Consider the following 16012-nt stretch of genomic DNA (forward strand, 5'->3'; position numbering starts at 1 on the left):
GGACAAAGTGTAATGGGCTATACGGTTGCGTTAACCGGCGGTATCGGCAGCGGCAAAAGCACCGTGGCAAATGCTTTTGCGGCACAGGGCATTAATATTGTCGATGCGGATATAATCGCGCGCCAGGTTGTGGAACCCGGGACCGACGCGCTGCGCGCCATTGCCGGGCATTTCGGCGCTGATATCCTTCTCGCGGACGGCTCATTAAATCGTCGCCTGTTGCGTGAACGTATCTTTGCTTCCCCGGCTGACAAAGCCTGGCTAAACGGTTTACTCCACCCGCTTATTCAACAGTTAACGCAGCGCCAGATTGCGCAAGCAACTTCACCTTATGTACTGTGGGTCGTTCCGTTGCTGGTGGAAAACCAGCTTTATGATAGAGCCGATCGGGTGCTGGTTATCGACGTCCCGGTTGAAACACAAATTGCACGCACCATGCAGCGTGACGGCGTTAGCCGCGAACAAGCAGAAAAAATTCTCGCGGCCCAGGCCACACGCGAAGCGCGACTTGCTATCGCGGATGATGTTATTGACAATAATGGCGCACCAGATGCGATTGCATCGGATGTTGCCCGCTTGCATGCAGCTTATCTTGATTATGCTTCGCAGGCCGTATCACAGGAAAAATCATAATGCACACCCACATCCTTTTTGAACATCCGCTCAACGAAAAGATGCGTACATGGCTGCGCGTTGAGTTTTTACTGCAACAACTCTCGATCCATTTACCGTTAAACGATCACGCTGACGCGCTGCATTTTTTCCGCAACATGGGCGATATGCTGGATGTGTTTGAACGGGGCGATATTCGCACAGAATTACTTAAAGAGCTGGAGCGTCAGCAGCGTAAACTCCAGGGCTGGAGCGACGTGCCCGGCGTTGATCTTAATCGTATTGAAGCCATCCGCCAGCAGCTGAAAGAGAGCGGCGCCGTATTGATGGCCGCGCCGCGCATCGGTCAGTACCTGCGTGAAGACAGACTGATTGGCTTAGTGCGCCAGCGCCTCAGCATCCCTGGCGGATGCTGTAGCTTCGATTTACCGACGCTGCATATGTGGCTGCACTTACCCCATGAACAACGCGATGCGCAGATCGCCCTGTGGCTTGAAAGTTTGGATCCGCTGCGCGCGACGCTGTCGCTGATCCTGGATCTTATTCGCAATGCATCCCCGTTTCGTCGCCAGACCAGCCTGAACGGTTTTTATCAGGATAACGGCGACGATGCCGATCTGCTGCGCCTGCAGATCCCCCTTAAGGATCGTTTGTACCCGCAAATTTCTGGCCATAAAAGCCGCTTTGCTATTCGTTTTATGCCCTTCGACAGCGAGAACGGTCTTGTACCGGAGCGGCTGGATTTCGAACTGGCCTGCTGTTAAGGAGTTCCGTTATGAGTGAAACGACAATTGTTAACTGCCCAACCTGCGGAAAATCGGTGGTCTGGGGAGAACAAAGCCCGTATCGGCCGTTCTGCTGCAAGCGCTGCCAGCTGATTGATTTAGGCGAATGGGCGGCGGAAGAGAAGCGCATTCCGAGCGCAGGCGATCTCACCGACAGCGATGACTGGAGCGAGGAGCAGCCGTAATCGCTAACCGCACGGCTGCGTGCAGCTTAGCGCTGCGCCAGCCGGGTAATAACAGGTTCGTTGGCCGGGGGGAAATCCTGCGCGTTCAGCTTCTCCTGCGCTATCCACTCGCCCGATTGCCCCTCTTTGCCCCATGGCTGCCCTTCCCAGCGTTCAACCAGCCAGAACCAAAGGGTGATGTGGCGATCCGGGAACTGATATTCCAGCTTATCAAATAGTGTCGCGTCAGTGGGCGTGATACCGACCTCTTCCTGCAATTCGCGGATCATCGCCTGTTCCGGCGTTTCACCGGCTTCAATTTTACCCCCCGGAAATTCCAGCTTATTCGCCATATGCGCATCGGCGGCGCGGCGGGTAATAAAAATTTCTCCTTGCGGATTACGGATAATCCCGACGGCGATATTGAGTATTTTCATTATGCAGACTCCATAAAAAAGGCGCAGATATCTGCGCCTTATTCATTATTATCACTCTTTTATGCCAGACGTCCGTGGCACTGTTTGTATTTTTTACCGGAACCGCAAGGGCACGGATCGTTACGGCCGACTTTGCGTTCGCCCGTCTGCGAGGCAAGTTCTGCCGCCGCGGCTGACGCGTCATCCTGATGACTCAGCTGCTGCATCTGCGCCAGACGTTCGGCCTCTTCACGACGCTGCTGCTCCATCGCTTCGACTTCTTCCGGCATACGGACCTGAACTTTGCTCAGGGTGCTGATCACTTCATATTTCAGCGACTCCAGCATGGCGGCGAACATGGCGAAGGATTCGCGCTTATATTCCTGTTTCGGATCTTTTTGCGCATAGCCGCGCAGGTGGATACCCTGGCGCAGGTAATCCATTGCCGCCAGATGCTCTTTCCACAGGGAGTCGAGGGTTTGCAGCATCACGCCTTTTTCGAAATGACGCATCATTTCCGCGCCAACGACTTCTTCTTTGCGCTGATAGGTTTCTACTGCGCTTTGCAAAATACGTTCGCGCAGCGTCTCTTCATGCAGATCCGGCTCTTTATCCAGCCATTCAGCAATCGGCAGCTCGAGGTCGAAATCATTTTTCAGACGCTCCTGCAGCCCCGGGATATCCCACATCTCTTCCAGAGATTGCGGCGGAATATGGCCGTCGATGGTGGCTTTAAAGACGTCTTCGCGAATGCTGTTAATCGTCTCACTGACATCCGTTACATCCAGCAGTTCGTTACGCTGGGTGTAGATCGCGCGACGCTGATCGTTAGCCACATCGTCATATTCCAGCAGCTGCTTACGAATATCAAAGTTGCGGCTTTCCACTTTACGTTGCGCGTTAGCAATGGCCTTGGTTACCCACGGATGCTCAATCGCTTCGCCAGGCTTCATACCCAGTTTGCGCATCATGCCGGAAACGCGATCGGAGGCGAAAATACGCATCAGCGCATCTTCCATGGAGAGGTAAAAACGGGAAGAACCGGCATCGCCCTGACGACCGGAACGGCCACGCAGCTGGTTGTCGATACGGCGTGATTCGTGGCGCTCAGTACCGATGATATGCAAACCGCCAGAGGCCAGCACGGCATCGTGGCGCACCTGCCAGTCGGCTTTAACCTGAGCAATCTGTTCCGGCGTTGGATTTTCCATCTCCGCCAGTTCAGTCTGCCAGCTGCCGCCCAATACGATATCCGTACCGCGACCGGCCATGTTGGTCGCAATGGTCACCGTTCCCGGATAACCCGCCTGGGCAACAATATCGGCTTCTTTAGCGTGGAATTTGGCGTTCAACACATTGTGCTTGATACCCGCTTTGGTCAGTTCGTTGGAGACCACTTCGGATTTTTCAATGGAGATGGTACCGACCAGCACCGGCTGACCATTTGCGGTACGCTCTTTAATGTCTTCGATAATCGCCTGAATTTTTTCCGCTTCGGTCATATAGACCAGATCCGCCATATCCTTACGGATCATCGGGCGGTTCGTCGGAACGACAACCGTATCCAGCTTGTAAATCGAGCTAAATTCAAACGCTTCCGTATCGGCTGTACCGGTCATCCCGGCCAGTTTCTCATACAGACGGAAATAGTTCTGGAAGGTAATGGATGCCAGCGTCTGGTTTTCGTTCTGGATCTCCACCCCTTCTTTGGCTTCAACGGCCTGGTGCAGGCCATCGGACCAGCGGCGGCCCTGCATGGTACGCCCGGTATGTTCGTCGACGATAATCACTTCGCCGTCTTTCACGATGTAGTCCACATCGCGAGTAAACAGCGCATGTGCACGCAGTGCGGCGGTAACATGGTGCATCAGCATAATGTTTGCCGGCGAGTAAAGTGACTCGCCCTCTTCCATGATGCCTTCTTTTACCAGCAGCTCTTCAATCAGCACCAGGCCGCGCTCGGTCAGGGTAACCTGACGCGCTTTTTCGTCCACGGAGAAGTGGCCTTCGCCCTGGAAGGTATCGGAGTCCTCTTTCTCCTGACGAATCAGGTGCGGAATGATTTTATTGACCTTTTTGTACAGCTCAGAGCTGTCTTCCGCCGGACCGGAGATGATCAGCGGCGTACGCGCTTCATCGATAAGGATGGAGTCCACCTCATCCACCAGCGCGTAATGAAGTTTACGCTGCACACGCTCTTCAGGGCTAAACGCCATGTTATCGCGCAGGTAATCGAAGCCATATTCGTTGTTAGTACCGTAAGTAATATCGGCGGCATAGGCTTCGCGCTTGGCGACAGACGGCATACCCGGCAGGTTGATACCCACGCTCAGGCCGAGGAATTCAAACAGCGGACGGTTATTTTCGGCGTCACGCTGCGCCAGATAGTCGTTCACCGTCACGACATGCACACCTTTACCGCTGAGGGCATTGAGGTACGCCGGCAGGGTTGCGGTTAAGGTTTTACCTTCACCGGTACGCATTTCCGCGATGCAGCGATCGTTCAGTACCATACCGCCGAGCAGCTGCACGTCGAAGTGACGCATACCAAAGACACGTTTACTCGCTTCACGCACCACCGCAAAAGCTTCTGGCAGCAGGCTATCCACGCTTTCGCCTTTTTCCAGACGCGCGCGGAACTCTACGGTTTTCGCTTTCAGCTCATCATCCGTGAGCTTTTCCATGGCCGGTTCCATGGCATTGATCTGGACAACTGTTTTACGCATGCGACGCAGGGTGCGTTCGTTGCGACTACCGAATACTTTCGTTAACAAATTGGTAAGCATATTAAAAATCTCAAACGCCCCGCTCTGCGGAGCTAAAAAAATGGATAAACAAAAGGGGATTTTTAGCTCAGGCGTTGAGGTCCGGCGCGAATGCCTTGCACCTGGCTTATCCAGGCGGAGACACGAAACGCGGTATGCGGTGTTACAGGAGTCGGCACGGCCAGGCGGACAATGGCTGGCGGTTTACTCTCCAGCGTCAGCAGAGCGCTGAGGGTGTCAAGCAGAGCCAGATGATGTGCCTGACCCGGCAACTGCACTTCCGTTGCCACCGGCAGCGCTTGCGGCGCCATGACGAACGAAAGATGACGGATAACGGTACGAATGGCGTGCTGATGCCAATAGTCGACGGTGAAGTTAGGCCGACGTTTAGCTTCCAGCAAGGCAAAACTGGTGAAATCAACGGTTCTGGCGTTATTGTGGTTTTGGCTCGTTTGGCGCGCAGGATGTGAGGCTTCGGCATTACTGGCAAGCGCAGGCAAGCCAAAACTCGCCGCGACCATCCCTAATAAGAGATGCGGCCAGAAATAGCGTCTGCCAATTTGTCGCCAGCGCGTCAGTATTCCGCTCACTTGCTCCGTCCAAAAATAACGCGTGTATAACAATGCGTAGGTATGTGTCTTTTTTCGCCCCAAATCTTACCACTAAAGCCAGCACGCCACAGCAGTATTCGGGCGTTGCAGACGAGAAAACTGGTCAGGAAAACAGCAGTCGCGCCAGAAAAGAGCCCGGCCAGATTTTAGAAGGGGTGCTTACGCAGGATGTTTTAAAGAAATAGACAAATAAAAACGACTGGCTTGCCTGACCGGAGAGAGTGCCAGGTAAACCAGTCGATTTAGTGGTTATGGCGTTATGCCAGAACCATAGACGGTGCTTTGAACGCCAACGGCAGTTCTGCTTCGTCTTCGAACGTCACATATTCCCAGGCTTCCTGTTTTGCCAGGACTGCCTGCAACAGTTTGTTGTTCAAAGCATGGCCGGATTTATAGGCGGTAAACGCGCCAATAATGTTGTGACCACACATGAACAAGTCACCAATTGCATCCAGCATTTTGTGACGAACGAATTCATCTTCAAAGCGCAGACCGTCTTCGTTCAATACGCGATAATCATCCACTACGATGGCACAATCGAAGCTACCGCCCAGGCACAATCCACGCGACTGGAGGTATTCGATATCACGCATAAAACCGAAAGTACGCGCACGACTAATCTGACGCATAAAGGCGTCGGCAGAGAAGTTCATCGCATAGCGTTGCGTACTGGCATCAATGGCCGGGTGGTTAAAGTCGATGGTGAAGTCGAGTGTAAAACCGTTATGCGGTTTAAACTCAGCCCACTTATCACCGTCCTGAACACGTACCGTGTCTTTGATGCGAACAAATTTTTTGGCGCTGTTCAGCTCTTCAATACCTGCGTCTAACAGCAGATAAACGAACGGTGCTGCACTGCCGTCCATAATCGGGATTTCCGGCGCGTCAACTTCGATAACGATGTTGTCGATACCCAGGCCGGCGAGAGCAGCGTTAAGGTGCTCAACCGTTGAAATCCGTACGTCATGCTCGTTCACCAGACAAGTACAGAGCATTGTATCACGCACAGATTTAGCATCAGCCGGGAAATCTACCGGTGGATTCAAGTCAGTGCGACGATAGATGACCCCGGTATTTGCCGGCGCAGGGCGCAACGTCAGCGTGACTTTCTTGCCGGTATGTAAACCGACGCCAGTCGCCTGAACGATACGTTTTAATGTCCTTTGTTTGATCATCGTATAATCTCGCCTAATTACCAATCCATCCCAATTGTATACCACAATGGGAGGGGCAGTTTAGCACAAAGAGCGACGAAGCCCAACTTCCAGTCAATTCTTAGTCAGCCTGCTTACGCAGGAACGCCGGAATATCAAGATAATCAGGCTCTTTGGTGGTTTGCGGCGTATTGTCGTTAACCACTTTCGCTGGTTTTTGCTCCTGCTGCATCGGCTGCATGCCATGCTGCTGGTAGCGATCCATCACGGGCTGCTGCGCCTGTTTATTGGTCACCAGGGTGATTTCCGGACGCTTGTCCATACCAATCCCGGTCGCCACAACGGTGACGCGCAATTCGTCGTTCATATCAGGATCCAGAGAGGTACCGATAACAACGGTAGCATTATCCGATGCGAATGCACGAATGGTGTTACCGACGGTTTCGAACTCATCCAGACGCAGGTCGAAGCCCGCAGTAATGTTAACCAGCACGCCGCGCGCGCCCGACAGGTCGATATCTTCCAGCAGCGGGCTGGAAATCGCCATTTCGGCCGCTTCTTCTGCACGATCTTCACCGCTGGCAACGCCGGAACCCATCATCGCGTAGCCCATTTCGGACATCACGGTGCGCACGTCTGCAAAGTCGACGTTCATCAGACCCGGGCGGGTAATCAGTTCAGCGATACCCTGAACGGCGCCTTTAAGCACGTCGTTCGCCGCGCCAAATGCATCCAGCAGCGAAATACCGCGGCCCAGCACTTTCAGCAGCTTGTCGTTCGGGATGGTAATCAGTGAGTCAACGTGCTTCGACAGCTCGGTGATCCCCTGCTCGGCAAATGCCATACGCTTCTTGCCTTCAAAATTGAAAGGCTTGGTTACGACGGCTACCGTCAGAATGCCCAGATCTTTGGCCACTTCAGCAACAACAGGTGCCGCACCGGTACCGGTACCGCCGCCCATACCCGCTGCGATAAAGACCATATCAGCACCTTCCAGCGCAGCGCGCAGGGCTTCACGATCTTCTTCCGCCGCGTTACGGCCGACTTCAGGGTTTGCCCCTGCGCCCAGACCTTTGGTGATGCCTCCGCCAATCTGAATGGTTTGCCCCACCGCCGTTTTACGCAACGCCTGCGCGTCGGTATTGACTGCGAAGAACTCAACCCCTTCGATGCGCTCGCGCACCATATGTTCTACGGCGTTACCGCCGCCGCCACCGACGCCGATGACTTTAATCACCGCGTCGTTGGTTAATTCCATTGGTTCAAACATGATCTCTCTCCGTTGTGCCTTTCGCCTGAGACCGTTAATTTTCTACGGTCTCTGAAAAAAATTAAAACTCTTTTCGCAGCCAGCTGTTGATTCGTTTGAACCACGAACCCACTGACGCGCGCTTTTCCACTTCTGCTTCACCACTTAAATGGGTCTCTTTCCCGTAGTGCAGCAACCCCACCGCCGTTGAATAATACGGCTCCTGGGCGTAATCCGTTAAACCAGTAATATTGAGCGGCGCACCGATACGCACCTGCGTATGGAACACGCGCTGGGCGCAGGCCGCCAGGCCTTCCATTTGCGCCGCGCCACCGGTCAACACAATCCCCGCCGCCAGGTGATGTTTCACACCCTGCTGGCGAAGCTGTTCTTGTAACTGCAAAATCTCATCGTTTACCAGGTTGAGCAGCTCGGTATAACGCGGCTCAATCACATCTGCCAGCGTCTGACGCTGCAGGCTGCGCGGCGGACGCCCGCCGACGCTAGGGACTTCAACGCTTTCGTCTTTACCGACCAGCGAACCCAGTGCACAGCCGTGACGAACTTTAATCGCCTCGGCATCGCTTGGCGGCGTACCAAAGGCATAAGCGATATCGCTGGTAACCACGTTCCCCGCATAAGGGATAACTTTGGTATGACGCAGCGCGCCGCCGGTATAGACCGCCATATCCATTGTACCACCGCCAATATCGACCACGCAGACACCCAGCTCACGTTCATCTTCGGTCAACACTGAGTAACTTGACGCCAGTCCGGCAAAAATAAGTTGGTCAACTTTCAAACCACATCGTTCAACGGCTTTGACGATGTTTTTCGCCATATCGTTATGGCAGGTAATTAAGTGCACCTTCGCCTGCATACGCACGCCGGACAGGCCTACCGGGTTTTTGATCCCTTCCTGGTAATCAATCGCGTACTCCTGCGGAATCACATGCAATACACGGTGTTCATCGCGCACGCGAACGGATTTCGCCGTATGCACCACGTTTTCCACATCTTCCTGCGTCACCTCTTCTTCTGAAATCGGCACCATACCAATTTCATTCTGGCAGCTAATATGCTTCCCCGAGAGAGCCAGGTAGACGGATGAAATTTGGCAATCAGCCATCAGTTCAGCCTGGTCGATAGCGCGCTGTACGCATTTCACTACCGACTCAAGATCGTTTACTCCGCCTTTATCCATCCCACGGGACGGACAACTGCCTACGCCAATGATATTCACAATACCGTCGGGCAGAACTTCCCCTACTAAAGCGGCGACCTTCGCGGTGCCAATCTCCAGTCCTACTACCAGCTTTCTGTCCGTCGCCTTGATCATTGTCGCTCTGCCTGTGCTTGATTCTGTTGTGCCTGATTTTGCTGCTGATTCAGTTCCTGAACAGGGGCCGCTTTCCAGCCTACGGCCGCACCTGAGTCATAGCGTAAATCCACGTAGCTTATCTCTTTGCCATCCGTTTGCGCCTGCTGCTGAAGAACCGGGTAAAGCTCCACAAAGCGCGCCAGACGTTTCATCGTATCGCCGCGGCCGAGATTAAGTTTGATGTCGTTATTCAGCGTAACCTGCCATGACCGCCGGGCCGTCATCGCCGCTTCTTTTAACGTGAACTTATCCTTCGCTAGCACTTGCCCCATATCGCGGTAGCCTTGTAATACTTCGCTTTCGCTACCTTCAGGACCGTATAACATTGGTAAAATCTGTTTACTGGTGCGTTCCGCCGGCACGCTAAAGGCGTTGCCGTCGACATCAACCATATGCTGGTCATTCCACCGCGCTATGGGCACATATTCAACCAGATGAATCTTCAATTCGTCCGGCCACTGTTTTCTTACGCTCGCCTGCTTGATCCACGGCAGACGTTCGATCTGACTTTGAATGATGTTAACGTCCTGCGTCATAAACGTGCCGGGCGCGCCCAGGGCCAGAATAGACTGACGAATATCATCATTACGGGTGTAGTGGCGATCCCCCGTTAATACCAATTTCGATAATGGCAAACGCTGCGCATCATCCATCCAGCCAAGCACCACCCAGCCACTGACTAACACGGTGCACAGCACCGTCAGCAGGAACATAATCCCTGCAAGACGCGTTCCATTATTACGGCGAGGGGCTTTTACGGCTTCCGTCTCGCGGTTTCGCGTGTTCAGCGCAGCCTGTGACATATCACTCCGCCAGCTCGAGGATGCGAACAACAGACTGGGAGAAACTCATCCCCGCCTGACGCGCCGCCATCGGCACCAGACTCTGACGGGTCATCCCCGGCGACGTGTTCGCTTCTAACAAATAAAACTGGCCATCATCGTCCATCATGGCGTCAATGCGACCCCAACCACGGCAGCCTAAAATATGCCAGGCTTTAAGGACTAATGACTGTAATGCAGCCTCATCGTCCGCTTCGAGACCTGAAGGGCAAAAATAGATCGTCTCATCAGAGAGATACTTCGCCTCATAATCATAGAAGATTCCCGCAGATTGAATACGAATCGACGGTAAAATTTCATCTCCTAACAACGCGACTGTAAATTCAGGCCCACTAAGCCATTTCTCAATCAAAATGTCATCATCGTGTTGAAATGCAAGCACTAACGCCGTATGCAAATCTTCATTTTTGTCTACTTTTGACATTCCTACGCTTGAGCCTTCCCGGCTGGGTTTGACAATAACAGGTAAGCCCAGCGACTCAATCCTTTGAATATCATGCTTTTTTAGGCCTGATTCAAACTCGTCGCGCGACAGTGCGACCCACGGGGCGACCGGTAAACCAGCGCCTTGCCACAGCAATTTGCTGCGCAATTTATCCATTGAAATCGCCGACGCCATCACCCCGCTGCCGGTGTAGGGCAGCGAAATCGTTTCCAGCAGCCCCTGCAGCGAACCATCTTCACCGCCACGACCATGTAAGGCGATAAACGCTTTACTAAAACCCATTTCTTTAAGGCGAGTGACGTCCACGTCACGCGGATCAATACCGTGCGCGTCAACGCCACCTTCACGCAAACCTGCCAGCACCGCTGCACCGGAATTAAGCGAAACGTCACGCTCGGCGGATGTTCCGCCCAGCAGAACCGCTACTTTCTCAGCCACGGCGCGCCTCCTCCCCGGTTTGCGGTTTCAATTTGCAATCCGCCAGGCTGCGCGCAATCTTGCCGACATTACCTGCGCCCTGAATCAGAATCAGGTCGTTGCCGGTCAATACCGGGGCCAGCATCGCGGCAACCTGCGCCGGATCGGACACCAGAATCGGATCGATTTTGCCGCGTCCGCGTATCGTGCGGCACAGGGAACGACTGTCCGCCCCCGGAATCGCTGCTTCCCCCGCCGGATAGACTTCCAGCATCAGCAGCGTGTCCACCTGGGTCAACACGTTGGCAAAATCGTCATACAGATCGCGGGTACGGGTATAACGGTGCGGCTGAAACAGCATCACCAGATTTTTATCAGGCCAGCCCGCACGCGCCGCTTTGATAGTGGCATCCACTTCCGTTGGATGATGACCATAGTCGTCAACCAGCATCGCGCTGCCTGCTTTGCCATTCACCTCTTCCAGTGGGTATTCGCCGAGGAAATCGAAACGACGGCCGGTACCCTGGAAGCTTTCCAGCGCTTGTAGGATCGCTTCATCTTCAATCCCCTCTTCCGTCGCCACCGCCACAGCCGCCGCCGCGTTCAAAGCATTATGGCGACCCGGCGCATTAAGCGTGACGCGCAGTTCCGGTTTATCCTGACGCACCAGCGTGAAGTGCCCCTGTGGCCCAACCTGCTGGTAGTTTTCTACGCGGACATCCGCATCATCACTAAAACCGTAGGTGGTGATCTGGCGGCCAACACGCGGCAGCAGTTCCCGGATCACCGCATCGTCTACACACATCACCGCACGGCCATAAAACGGCAGGTTGTGCAGGAAGTTGATAAACGTCGTTTTTAAATTCTCGAAGTCGCCCTGGTAGGTATCCATATGGTCGGCTTCGATATTGGTCACAATAGCGACCATCGGCTGCAGATGCAGGAAAGAGGCATCGCTTTCGTCCGCTTCGGCAATCAGATAACGACTGTGACCAAGGCGCGCATGCACGCCAGCGGCTTTCACCAGGCCGCCGTTAACAAATGTCGGGTCCAGCCCGGCTTCGGCGTAAATACTTGCCACCATCGCGGTAGTGGTGGTTTTGCCATGGGTGCCGGCAATCGCGATACCGTGGCGAAAACGCATTAATTCCGCCAGCATCTCTGCGCGGCGAATCACCGGAATGCGCGCTTCATGGGCCGCAACGATTTCCGGGTTATCGGCAGAAATCGCGCTGGAAACTACCACGACGCTGGCGTCACTGACGTTTTCCGGGCGGTGGTTGAAATAAATCGTGGCACCAAGGGATGTTAATTGCTGCGTCACAGGATTGGGCGCCAGATCGGAACCGCTGATCTGATAGCCTTCGTTGGCCAGCACTTCGGCAATACCACCCATGCCAGCACCGCCAATGCCGACAAAGTGAATGTGCCGGACGCGACGCATCTCGGGCACGATTAAACGCAGTTTCGCCAGTTCTTGTGTATTCATTCTCTAAACGCCATCAACTACTTAAATTCGCGCAACGCAAAAGGCGTCGCCAGTATTATGCCTGAGCTGCCAGGCTCACTTCATTTGCCACCCGCTCGGTGGCATCCGGGATGGCTGCCGCCCGCGCGCGCTCCGCCATCTCCAGTAATGCTTCGCGGTTCCAGCCCGCAAGGGTTGCCGCCACCGCATCAACGGTAAACTGCGGCTGCTCCAGAATTTTTGCCGCACCGGCTTTTTCCAGCGGCAGCGCATTCCAGTACTGCTGCCGGTCTTTATGCTGAAACGGCACAAACAGCGCCGGTAAACCTGCGGCGGCAATTTCACTGACCGTGAGCGCACCGGAGCGGCAAACCACCACATCCGCCCACGCATAGGCTTTAGCCATATCGTCAATAAATTCAGTAACTTTATGCTGCGCCTGACCGGCTGCTGCATAAGCGTACTCAACGTCCTGCTGCGCGCCTTTTCCGCTCTGATGCCAGATAGTGACTTTCGACCCTAATTTGGCCGCCACCTGCGGCATGGTCTGGTTCAGCACGCGTGCGCCTTGCGAGCCGCCGACCACTAACACGCGCACCGGGCCTTCACGGCCGGGCAAGCGCTGCTGCGGCAACGGCAGAGCCAGTACATCGACGCGCACCGGGTTGCCCACCACTTCCGCAGTCGGGAAAGCGCCCGGAAAAGCCTGCATCACTTTGGTGGCGATCTTCGCCAGCCATTTATTGGTCAAACCGGCAATACCATTTTGCTCATGCAGCACGACAGGAATACCCAGCGACCAGGCCGCCAGCCCGCCGGGACCGGAAACGTAGCCGCCCATGCCCAGCACCACATCAGGCTTAAAGCGCTGCATAATGGCGCGCGCCTGACGCCAGGCGTGGAAAATACGCACCGGCGCCATCAGCTGCGCCTTAATCCCTTTACCGCGCAGTCCGGAGATGCGAATAAAGTCGATCTCGATACCGTGTTTCGGCACCAGGTCAGCCTCCATACGATCGGCGGTTCCGAGCCAGCGTACTTGCCAGCCCTGATCCATCAAATGGTGCGCGACGGCCAGACCGGGGAAAACATGCCCACCGGTACCGCCCGCCATGACCATTAACCGTTTCGGTTGACCACTCATCACACACCCCGTGTAAACGCCTGGGCTTTTTCCAGACGCGTTTCATAATCTATGCGTAGCAGCAGCGTAATCGCGACTGACATAATCAATAAGCTGGAACCACCGTAACTGATAAGCGGCAGCGTCAACCCTTTTGTCGGCAGCATACCCGCTGCCGCACCAACGTTAACCAGCGCCTGAAAGCTAAACCAGATGCCTATCGAACAGGCCAGGAAACCCGAAAATCGATGATCGATTTCCAGTGCCTTACGCCCGATGGACATGGCGCGGAAAGCGACGAAGAATACCATTAAAAGTGCCGCTACCACACCGATATAACCGAGTTCTTCCCCGATAATGGAGAAGATAAAGTCGGTGTGCGCTTCCGGCAGATACTCAAGCTTTTGCACCGAATTACCTAAACCTTGCCCCCATAATTCGCCGCGACCAAAGGCCATCAGCGACTGGGTAAGCTGGTATCCGCTACCAAACGGATCTTCCCACGGGTTCCAGAAGGAGGTAACGCGGCGAATACGATAGGGTTCTGCAAGGATCAGCAGCACCACCGCTGAAATCCCCATGCCGATAATGGCGATGAACTGCCACAGTTTCGCCCCTGCCAGAAATAACATCGCCAGCGTGGTAATGAACAGTACAACTACCGTACCGAGATCGGGCTGCGCCAGCAGTAATACCGCCAGCACCAGGATCACGCCCATCGGTTTTAAGAAGCCGCGCAGGTTATTGCGCACTTCGTCTACCTTGCGCACCAGGTAGTTCGCCAGGTAGCAAAACAGCGACAGCTTAGTAAACTCCGCCGGCTGGAAACGCATCACGCCGAGATCGATCCAGCGCGACGCACCGTTGATCGAACTGCCGACTACCAGCACCACCAACAGCATAATGATCGCCGCGATCAGCATCGCAGAGCTGTATTTTTGCCAGAAATCCATCGGCAGGCGCAGGGTCACCATCGACATACAGAACGCCAAAAACAGATACAGTGCGTGACGCTTGGCAAAGAAGAACGGATCGTCCGTCAGGCGCTGTCCAACGGGCATCGACGCCGAGGTCACCATAATGAAGCCAATCGCCGCCAGGCCCAGCGTCAACCACAGCAGCGTGCGGTCATACATCACCAGGCTGTCGGAGTCCTTCTGCCGCGAGCCCATGACCCAGCCTTTTAACGCCGCGAACAGCCAGCCCAGGAGATTAAATCCTGGCAGGCGCGGCATCCGTGGGCGGGGGAGCGTTAAACGCATCAGCCTAACTCCTGCGCCAGACGGGTAAAGAGATCGCCCCGTTGTTCAAAATTCTTAAACTGATCGAGGCTGGCACAGGCGGGTGACAACAGCACCATATCGCCCGGCCGTACGCGTGGGGCAATTAAGCGCATGGCTTGCTCCATCGTCTCTGTTTGCTCAGCAATTTCCGGGCGCAGGGCGGCGAGTTGTGCACCGTCCCGGCCAAAGCAGTAAAGACGGATACGCTCGCCGCTGAGATAACGCTGCAGCCCGCAGAAATCCGCCGATTTGCCATCGCCACCCAGCAGCAGGTGCAGCGTGCCGTCAATATGTAAACCATTCAGCGCGGCCTCGGTACTGCCGACATTGGTGGCTTTCGAATCGTTAATCCAGCGCACGCCGTTATGCTCCAGTGCCAGCTGAAAGCGGTGCGCCAGGCCGGTAAATGTTGTCAGCGCTTTCAGGCTGCTGGCGCGCGGTAAATCGACGGCATCCGCCAGCGCCAGCGCCGCCAGCGCATTGGTGTAGTTGTGCTGGCCGCTCAGTTTCATCTCTGCGACATTGAGGACTTTCTCGCCTTTCACCCGCAGCCAGGTTTCCCCCTGCTGGCGATTAAGGTGATAGTCCCCCACATCTACGCCAAAGCTTACGCAGCGCTCGTCCGCGCCGCGTACCGGCATGGTTAAGGCGTCATCGGCGTTAACGACGCACAGTTTGGCGTTTTCATAGATGCGCAGCTTGGCCGCACGATATTGCTGCAGACCGAACGGATAGCGATCCATATGATCTTCCGTCACGTTCAGAATAGTAGCCGCCGCGGCTTGCAGGCTGAAGGTGGTTTCAAGCTGGAAGCTTGAAAGTTCCAGCACATACAGCTGACGCGTCTCGTCCAGCAGCATCAGTGCGGGCAGGCCAATATTGCCGCCGACGCCGACATTCATTCCGGCTGCTTCCGCCATCTCACCCACCAGCTTAGTGACGGTGCTTTTACCGTTGGAACCGGTAATGGCGATTATGGGTGCCTGCGCTTCACGGCAGAACAGTTCGATATCACCGATGATTTCAACACCGGCATCCGCCGCCGCGCTCAACGACGGATGCGCCAGCGCGATCCCCGGGCTTGCCACTACCAAATCGGCGGCCAGCAGCCAGTCATCGTTAAGACTACCAAGATGGCGCTCTACCGCTTCCGGCAGCTTATCCAGCCCCGGCGGCGACACGCGCGTATCCATGACGCGAGGCGTGACGCCGCGCGCGAGGAAAAAGTCCACGCAGGAGAGGCCGGTCAGGCCTAAACCAATAATGACGACTTTTTTACCCTGGTAATCTGCCATGA

15 protein-coding genes are annotated in these 16012 nt (G+C 54.9%); 3 read left to right on the forward strand and 12 right to left on the reverse strand.

The features are described 5' to 3' along the window. Positions 1 to 12: 12 nt before the first annotated feature. The 3 genes from coaE to yacG are packed head-to-tail and all read left to right on the forward strand — an operon-like array spanning position 13 to position 1582. Positions 13 to 633: a dephospho-CoA kinase gene (gene coaE, locus RW65_RS14285; protein WP_039057438.1), complete on the forward strand. Its 621-nt coding sequence runs from the start codon at positions 13 to 15 to the stop codon at positions 631 to 633. Beyond that, entirely contained in the window at positions 633 to 1376 is a 744-nt protein-coding gene (zapD, locus tag RW65_RS14290; RefSeq protein WP_039057439.1) for a cell division protein ZapD, read from the forward strand. The genes coaE and zapD overlap by 1 nt, the downstream gene beginning before the upstream one ends. A gap of 11 nt (positions 1377 to 1387) precedes the next feature. Continuing rightward, on the forward strand, positions 1388 to 1582 hold the full coding sequence (gene yacG / locus RW65_RS14295) for a DNA gyrase inhibitor YacG (RefSeq protein ID WP_039057440.1): 195 nt from the start codon (positions 1388 to 1390) through the stop codon (positions 1580 to 1582). A 26-nt stretch (positions 1583 to 1608) separates the two neighbouring features. Here the strand turns inward: yacG and mutT are convergent, their stop codons facing one another. The 12 genes from mutT to murD form a co-directional block, all read right to left on the reverse strand. After that, entirely contained in the window at positions 1609 to 1998 is a 390-nt protein-coding gene (gene mutT / locus RW65_RS14300; RefSeq protein ID WP_039057441.1) for an 8-oxo-dGTP diphosphatase MutT, read from the reverse strand. A gap of 59 nt (positions 1999 to 2057) precedes the next feature. Then, positions 2058 to 4763 (reverse strand): preprotein translocase subunit SecA, encoded by a 2706-nt coding sequence (secA, locus tag RW65_RS14305; protein ID WP_039057442.1) that lies wholly within the window; start codon positions 4761 to 4763, stop codon positions 2058 to 2060. A gap of 62 nt (positions 4764 to 4825) precedes the next feature. Then, positions 4826 to 5332 (reverse strand): secA translation cis-regulator SecM, encoded by a 507-nt coding sequence (secM, locus tag RW65_RS14310; protein WP_039057443.1) that lies wholly within the window; start codon positions 5330 to 5332, stop codon positions 4826 to 4828. A gap of 278 nt (positions 5333 to 5610) precedes the next feature. Then, positions 5611 to 6528: a UDP-3-O-acyl-N-acetylglucosamine deacetylase gene (gene lpxC, locus RW65_RS14315; RefSeq protein ID WP_039057444.1), complete on the reverse strand. Its 918-nt coding sequence runs from the start codon at positions 6526 to 6528 to the stop codon at positions 5611 to 5613. Positions 6529 to 6628: 100 nt separating this feature from the next. Further along, positions 6629 to 7777: a cell division protein FtsZ gene (ftsZ, locus tag RW65_RS14320; RefSeq protein ID WP_007373153.1), complete on the reverse strand. Its 1149-nt coding sequence runs from the start codon at positions 7775 to 7777 to the stop codon at positions 6629 to 6631. A gap of 61 nt (positions 7778 to 7838) precedes the next feature. Then, positions 7839 to 9095, reverse strand: a complete 1257-nt coding sequence (ftsA, locus tag RW65_RS14325) for a cell division protein FtsA (protein ID WP_007373152.1) — start codon at positions 9093 to 9095, stop codon at positions 7839 to 7841. Continuing rightward, the gene (gene ftsQ, locus RW65_RS14330) at positions 9092 to 9940 is read right to left on the reverse strand and encodes a cell division protein FtsQ (RefSeq protein WP_039057445.1); all 849 of its coding nucleotides are present in this window, start codon (positions 9938 to 9940) and stop codon (positions 9092 to 9094) included. Before ftsQ ends, ftsA begins: the two co-directional genes overlap by 4 nt. A 1-nt stretch (position 9941) precedes the next feature. Then, positions 9942 to 10862: a D-alanine--D-alanine ligase gene (locus RW65_RS14335; protein ID WP_039057446.1), complete on the reverse strand. Its 921-nt coding sequence runs from the start codon at positions 10860 to 10862 to the stop codon at positions 9942 to 9944. After that, positions 10855 to 12330, reverse strand: a complete 1476-nt coding sequence (murC, locus tag RW65_RS14340) for a UDP-N-acetylmuramate--L-alanine ligase (protein ID WP_039057447.1) — start codon at positions 12328 to 12330, stop codon at positions 10855 to 10857. The genes RW65_RS14335 and murC overlap by 8 nt, the downstream gene beginning before the upstream one ends. A 55-nt stretch (positions 12331 to 12385) precedes the next feature. Next, positions 12386 to 13453 (reverse strand): undecaprenyldiphospho-muramoylpentapeptide beta-N-acetylglucosaminyltransferase, encoded by a 1068-nt coding sequence (gene murG / locus RW65_RS14345; RefSeq protein ID WP_039057448.1) that lies wholly within the window; start codon positions 13451 to 13453, stop codon positions 12386 to 12388. Then, complete coding sequence (ftsW, locus tag RW65_RS14350) at positions 13453 to 14694, reverse strand: cell division protein FtsW (protein ID WP_039057449.1); 1242 nt, start codon at positions 14692 to 14694, stop codon at positions 13453 to 13455. Before ftsW ends, murG begins: the two co-directional genes overlap by 1 nt. Then, the gene (gene murD / locus RW65_RS14355) at positions 14694 to 16010 is read right to left on the reverse strand and encodes a UDP-N-acetylmuramoyl-L-alanine--D-glutamate ligase (RefSeq protein ID WP_039057450.1); all 1317 of its coding nucleotides are present in this window, start codon (positions 16008 to 16010) and stop codon (positions 14694 to 14696) included. The genes ftsW and murD overlap by 1 nt, the downstream gene beginning before the upstream one ends. Positions 16011 to 16012 lie beyond the last annotated feature (2 nt).

This window comes from Enterobacter sp. Bisph1 (assembly GCF_000814905.1).
Classification (GTDB): Bacteria; Pseudomonadota; Gammaproteobacteria; order Enterobacterales; family Enterobacteriaceae; genus Kosakonia.

Bases quoted from the DNA above. Each gene is read 5' to 3' on its own strand.
- murD (WP_039057450.1), bottom strand. From the start codon at position 16,010: ATGGCAGATTACCAGGGTAAAAAAGTCGTCATTATTGGTTTAGGCCTG.
- yacG (WP_039057440.1), top strand. From the start codon at position 1,388: ATGAGTGAAACGACAATTGTTAACTGCCCAACCTGCGGAAAATCGGTG.
- zapD (WP_039057439.1), top strand. From the start codon at position 633: ATGCACACCCACATCCTTTTTGAACATCCGCTCAACGAAAAGATGCGT.
- mutT (WP_039057441.1), bottom strand. From the start codon at position 1,998: ATGAAAATACTCAATATCGCCGTCGGGATTATCCGTAATCCGCAAGGA.
- murC (WP_039057447.1), bottom strand. From the start codon at position 12,330: ATGAATACACAAGAACTGGCGAAACTGCGTTTAATCGTGCCCGAGATG.
- ftsW (WP_039057449.1), bottom strand. From the start codon at position 14,694: ATGCGTTTAACGCTCCCCCGCCCACGGATGCCGCGCCTGCCAGGATTT.
- ftsZ (WP_007373153.1), bottom strand. From the start codon at position 7,777: ATGTTTGAACCAATGGAATTAACCAACGACGCGGTGATTAAAGTCATC.
- secA (WP_039057442.1), bottom strand. From the start codon at position 4,763: ATGCTTACCAATTTGTTAACGAAAGTATTCGGTAGTCGCAACGAACGC.
- coaE (WP_039057438.1), top strand. From the start codon at position 13: ATGGGCTATACGGTTGCGTTAACCGGCGGTATCGGCAGCGGCAAAAGC.
- lpxC (WP_039057444.1), bottom strand. From the start codon at position 6,528: ATGATCAAACAAAGGACATTAAAACGTATCGTTCAGGCGACTGGCGTC.
- ftsA (WP_007373152.1), bottom strand. From the start codon at position 9,095: ATGATCAAGGCGACGGACAGAAAGCTGGTAGTAGGACTGGAGATTGGC.
- ftsQ (WP_039057445.1), bottom strand. From the start codon at position 9,940: ATGTCACAGGCTGCGCTGAACACGCGAAACCGCGAGACGGAAGCCGTA.
- murG (WP_039057448.1), bottom strand. From the start codon at position 13,453: ATGAGTGGTCAACCGAAACGGTTAATGGTCATGGCGGGCGGTACCGGT.